This is a genomic window from Acinetobacter sp. (assembly GCF_045628685.1).
Classification (GTDB): Bacteria; Pseudomonadota; Gammaproteobacteria; order Pseudomonadales; family Moraxellaceae; genus Acinetobacter.
Window position 1 is genome coordinate 1 of the sequence record NZ_JAZQPV010000113.1, and the last position, 5,065, is coordinate 5,065.

Here is a 5,065-nt window from a genome sequence, read left to right on the forward strand (position 1 = left end):
CGCGCAGTAGAAGTCAAGGATCGGATAGGTCTTCACCTGCTTCGGTGTGAAGCCATCATCGTTCATCTCAATCTCAAGGACCTTCGCGCCCTTGTAGGTGGTGCTCAAACGGCCAAATCGGCTTGTGATGTGGGAACGAAGATGTCCACCAGTGTTCCATTGATGACCGAACTTGTGGTGGCGCCCTTTGCCGGCCAGCTTCACGTAGCTTGGCGTCGTCTTTTCTGCGAGCTGCAGTGCAGGTTGTGCAAGCTCGATCATGTAGATTGCACGCGGGTTGTTCGGAATTTTCAGTCCACTGGCAGAGAAGTCACGGGCCATGAACTCGTCGTAGGTCATCAGCGTCGCGAAAGAACCCTTGAGACCCAATTCCAAGTTCTTGATCTGGATGACGGTGGTTTTGTCTTTGTGGGATGCGCTGCTGAATTTCAAGTTCCCATACGCTGTTCTGTTTTCAAGCAGCAGGTTCTTTACGCGAGGCGCAGCGTTGAAGAACTTGGGGATACTGCCAATGTGGCCACCTTGGCCCATGTAACAGATTTTGCCGTCGAGTTTCACCTCGACGATGTAGCACGTTGTCATATTTTTCTCTCTTACCAAAGTTCAATAGGGCAGCTCGCATGGAGCATCTTTGTTTTTAAATCCATAAAGCAATTGCAAACAGAGCAAGTTCTCGTCATCTTACGAAATGCATCACACTCTTGGCAAACCTTGATACGTTCGTTGGCAAGCTCGGCCTCAGAGAGAACGATCTTACCTGTAATGAGGTCCTTCGCGATTTCCTTAAGTCGACTCATGAATAGCCCAGATAATGAGAGCGATGAATACGACAACGGCGATGGTCAGCATGTTGTAATCCTTTTCAGTTATGAGCGGCGTCGTCCGCCGCCAGTCCTAATATCTTTCATCATCTCAGGCGTCACTAGCATATCACCGGATTTATTATACCCAGGCGCAACTGGGAATACACGCTCGCGGGCCTTTAACTCGCGTTCAAGCATTTCAGGATTATCCTTGTACTCAATCTCAGGACGCATTACTTTCTTCGTTGTGCCTGCAATACCTGGAACTACCACTGACTCGCCTGATGTGCGTTGCTTGGTTTCTAGCTCAACGCGAAGTGAAGGCATCTTCTTTGGCGCTGGTGAGTTTGTGTGTTTCACCTTCTTGTTGCTTGGCAGCAGTTTCATCTTGTTGATGCCATCAAGCCAGGCCTTCTCCTCAGCCTCACGTTCCTTCCAGCCTGGCTTCTTCTTCACTTTCTTTGAACCTCGCTCATAGATCTTGATGATACCCATCAGTCAAAGATCCTTTCAGCGATGTTACACAGCGCGAAAAACGGCTCACGCCGGATTGAAGGTGAATCGGGAAGAGCTTCCCAGAAGTCGTGGCACATGTGAATAATTTTCTTGTCTTCGTAGGACTCGCTGGCGATGCCATCAGGGCCCATGTCGTGGGCCACTAGTATTTCAGCGAAGAGCTGAGGGTAGTAATGCTGCTCATTGACCTCTGCGGCTAGCAACTTGAATTTGGTTTGAATGCTGCCCATGTTCATCTCTCTCCATTATAACGCGAAGCGCGAACTACACGTGCATGCGCGCGAAGCTTTTTTGGTGGCGCGCGACGCGTCGCTCCCACATCTGGGTTAGTCGTAACTTGAAGAACTCGTGTCAGATGACGACGAGCTTGAATCGTAACTGGACGAGCTTGAATCATGTGAGGAATGCCCACTGGCGTCATGGTTAGAATGGCTGTGGCTCATTGGTTTATCCCAATCACCGCTTGCACCACCACCATCAAACGTTCCGCCGCCACCATGAAACTTTGTCGTCGACTTGTGATGATCGTCATTATCGCCCCAGTTCATCGTCGGCACAGCAGTCGTGTCGAAGCTTGGGTTTGTGTAATTCATTGATGGTGAACTTGACGATTGGTTCGACGATTGAGTCTTGGTTGATGAAACCGGTGAGGCGGCACTGCGATTGTTACGAGCCCGTGCTGCAAGCATGGTTACGCCAGCAAGCGCAGATTCCATGCGCTCGCGTACCTCGCGCAGTTTCTTTTCGCGCCGGGCGTTGAGTGCGCCATGAATCAAAACTACGCCAACAATGCCTGCTCCAACGAGCAACGCTATTAACAGATTACTCATTTAATACTCCTTTTAATAATAGGTACATTATAGCATTTTTAATATAGCGTAGTGTTAGCTTAAACAGGTCTCACCTGGGACACCCAGAGTTATTCGCGCTTTATTAGTGTAAGGTGTTACACTAATTTTACTGAGTATGACTGGGTGTCCCAGGTGAATCTGAAATGCAAAAAGTCACTCAATAGTTAACTTAGCTGCAGAGCAGCAATCAACTAGTTTTTCGTAAATTTCTGGATCAACATTGATGCAACCGCGTGTGATCCTTCTCATTTTTGGATCAGGACTGTTTAATCGCTCCTGTCGCTTCTCCCAAGGGCGGAGAGTCCACACGCGATGAATTGCAAAGATTTCTTCACCTTCTTCCTTAAATTGAAGAACATCTCCACCATATCCCTTTGCGTCTGTTAATCGCTGTTGCAATTGAAACTCACCCTTTGGTGTGTCACCACCAATTAGAACGGGATAACACTCTTGGGTTTCTACAGGACTGATGACACATAACGTAGCAAGTGCGACGTTAACAATAATTGAAAGCATATTCTTTTCCTAAAACGGCAAACTTGAAAAGTTTGCCGTTTTATTTTTGAATTATTCGAGAGGTTTCTTTACAGGAACTTCTCTGAGGATGACACGCTCTTTTATTTCAATTTCCGGTGTCGTCTTGCGAGTTGCATAAACGCATTCACGAAGTGAAACGCGCTGGACGATTTGTTGAACTTGACCATTCGAAGCTGCCCCACCCTGCGCCGCCTGACCACCAGAACCGAAGCCGCCTAGCGAGAACGAACCACCACTTGATGTACCAATTATTGCAGTGTATTCTATGACCTGATGGCCCATCAGGTACTCGCCGCGTTCGATGAATGGATGTTCTGCTGGAACAATGCTGTAGTCGAAGCCTTGTTTTTTCTCACTATCCCAAATAACGCCATGGTGAGTGGTTGTCACATCGATCTTTCTCAGTTCATGGCGCGGGCCGCATTGCCCAGGGTAAATGATTACATTGCCAGCAGCTAGGGCTGGTGCAGCTTGGCCTAGAATAACTGGCGCCCAAGCTGTTGCACGGTAGTTGGTTGAGCTGCGGTCAGCAGCGTCTACGTTGGTGGTGTTGGACGTCATATTGCCGGAACCAGCTCCATTGCCTGCAGATGTATTCTGCGTGTTGCGATTCGCGCTAGACTGCCCTTGGCTGTTGCTGGTTTTTACGTCAGCATTACCACTGTGGTTTATCCCCTGCTCCTGGCCATTGATGCCAACGTTACTTCCGTTGGTGGTTGCAGAGCCGCCGGCATTGGTGTTCGTGTTGAGGTTAGCGTTGGGCCCTGTGGTAGCTGATGCTCCACCCAGAACATTACCGCCGCTTGAGCTGGTCGTATTACCGATCGTGCTGTTGCCGGTGTTGGCCTGGCCAAGGGTTTGATTACCATTCGAGGCAGTAGCGCTGGATTTGTTGTCCGATTGATTTCCGAACGCGTTAGCCCCGCTGCTGACATTGTTCGTGTTCTGGTCGCGAGTGTCAACCTTGGTGTCGATGCTCGCTCCATTATTGTTCGCGCTGTTGCCCAGCTGGGTCGAGACGCTGTTCGTGTGATCAGCTGTCGATGTGGTGTCGCCGATGATTTGTTGATCCACCTTACTGTTATCGCCAACAGTATTTGATTGTGGCGCCTGCTGAGCGAGCGCGGGAAGCGTAGCGCTCAGCGCTAAAACTAATAAAATTTGTTTCATAAAATTCCTAATGGTTTGATTTATTTGATGGCCAAAATTGAAGCAATTTTGGATTTCCTGCCTTTCTCAATAGCTTCGCCCAGTGCTTTACCACCGAACTTGGGAGCGAACTCCTCAGCCATGACCTTCTTCGTTTCGGTTACAGCTGCCCGCAACATGCCCGCGCTCACGTACAACGGCTCGTCAGAAGCTGCTAACATCTCAACAGCCTTAATCAAGTCGTCCATCTCGGTGCCCTGTGACCATGCCTTCGCGCGCTTCAAGATTTCAAAGACACCATCGACGGTTGCAGGGCCCATCTGGCGAACTGTCTCAATGTTCTCGTACAACTTTTGCGTGCGACTCGGTGCGGTCTTGATAGTGCGTGAGGCATGCAAAGCAAACATCGCGGTGTGGAACATCAAGCGATCAGCAGGGGCCTCGATCTGCTGAGTTACAATGTCAGAAACCTGCATCATCTTAGCAATGCACTGAACGTCCAAGGCACCGTACAGCTCGCGGAAGAAACGCACCTGCTTATCAGCGCCGAAGGTCAACAACGCCATGAAGAAGCGGTCAGGGCGTTTTTCACCCATTACCTTCTCCAACTCGGCCCAGAACCGTTCGTTTGGTAAGTGATCCAACTCGCCGGCAGTCACGATTTCCTGTGCCAGCGCGATCGTCGTGGTTGCCATCGAAAAGTCGCTGTAGCGAGCGTAAAAGCGTGCCAATCGGATGACGCGCAACGGGTCCTCAGCAAAGGCTGGAGAAACGTGGCGCAACGTCTTGGTGGTCAAGTCACCTTGACCACCAAAGGGGTCGATGATTGTGGCGTCCGCGGATTTTGCCATCGCATTGATGGTCAAGTCACGACGCCACAAGTCGTCTTCCACGGTGATGTTGGGGTCGAAGTCAACGACGAAGCCATGGTAGCCAGTACCTGACTTTCGCTCGGTGCGGGCCAAGGCGTACTCGTCTTTGGTTTTGGGATGCAAGAAGACTGGGAAGTCGGCACCGACTTGCTCGAAGCCTTGTTCGATCATGTCTTGCGGCGTAGCACCGACAACAACATAATCAAAGTCCTTCGGCGTCAAGCCCAACAACTCATCACGAACCGCGCCGCCGCACAAATAAATACGCATAAGGAGCTCCTATGAAACATATTCTATCTACAAGTTTACAAATACTAACAACTGCAGGTTTAAACCT

General features: G+C 49.9%; 9 protein-coding genes. 1 reads left to right on the forward strand and 8 read right to left on the reverse strand.

The genetic code is table 11. From position 1 onward, the window contains the following. The 5 genes from ACKI4H_RS14555 to ACKI4H_RS14575 form a co-directional block, all read right to left on the reverse strand. Positions 1–582 (reverse strand): hypothetical protein (locus tag ACKI4H_RS14555; RefSeq protein WP_407306962.1); only part of this gene is annotated, 582 nt, incomplete at its 3' end. A gap of 11 nt (positions 583–593) precedes the next feature. Next, the gene (locus tag ACKI4H_RS14560) at positions 594–797 is read right to left on the reverse strand and encodes a DUF6171 family protein (RefSeq protein ID WP_407306964.1); all 204 of its coding nucleotides are present in this window, start codon (positions 795–797) and stop codon (positions 594–596) included. Positions 798–866: 69 nt separating this feature from the next. Continuing rightward, on the reverse strand, positions 867–1,298 hold the full coding sequence (locus tag ACKI4H_RS14565; protein ID WP_407306966.1) for a hypothetical protein: 432 nt from the start codon (positions 1,296–1,298) through the stop codon (positions 867–869). Continuing rightward, positions 1,298–1,549, reverse strand: coding sequence for a hypothetical protein (locus ACKI4H_RS14570; RefSeq protein ID WP_407306968.1), 252 nt, complete (start codon positions 1,547–1,549; stop codon positions 1,298–1,300). The genes ACKI4H_RS14565 and ACKI4H_RS14570 overlap by 1 nt, the downstream gene beginning before the upstream one ends. Before the next feature lie 2 nt (positions 1,550–1,551). Continuing rightward, positions 1,552–1,716, reverse strand: a complete 165-nt coding sequence (locus ACKI4H_RS14575; protein WP_407306970.1) for a hypothetical protein — start codon at positions 1,714–1,716, stop codon at positions 1,552–1,554. A 108-nt stretch (positions 1,717–1,824) separates the two neighbouring features. Here ACKI4H_RS14575 and ACKI4H_RS14580 point away from each other — a divergent pair, with 108 nt between their 5' ends. Beyond that, positions 1,825–2,079: a hypothetical protein gene (locus ACKI4H_RS14580; RefSeq protein ID WP_407306972.1), complete on the forward strand. Its 255-nt coding sequence runs from the start codon at positions 1,825–1,827 to the stop codon at positions 2,077–2,079. Between the two features lie 244 nt (positions 2,080–2,323). On the opposite strand, the gene ACKI4H_RS14585 is transcribed toward ACKI4H_RS14580, so the two are convergent. Genes ACKI4H_RS14585 through ACKI4H_RS14595 form a run of 3 tightly spaced genes read right to left on the reverse strand, consistent with a single transcriptional unit; the run spans position 2,324 to position 4,998 of the window. Further along, positions 2,324–2,686, reverse strand: coding sequence for a hypothetical protein (locus tag ACKI4H_RS14585; protein WP_407306974.1), 363 nt, complete (start codon positions 2,684–2,686; stop codon positions 2,324–2,326). Positions 2,687–2,737: 51 nt separating this feature from the next. After that, positions 2,738–3,877 carry a hypothetical protein gene (locus ACKI4H_RS14590; protein ID WP_407306976.1) on the reverse strand — a complete coding sequence of 380 codons (1,140 nt, stop codon included), beginning with the start codon at positions 3,875–3,877 and terminating at the stop codon, positions 2,738–2,740. Positions 3,878–3,897: 20 nt separating this feature from the next. After that, positions 3,898–4,998, reverse strand: a complete 1,101-nt coding sequence (locus ACKI4H_RS14595) for a hypothetical protein (protein ID WP_407306978.1) — start codon at positions 4,996–4,998, stop codon at positions 3,898–3,900. Between the last annotated feature and the right edge of the window lie 67 nt (positions 4,999–5,065).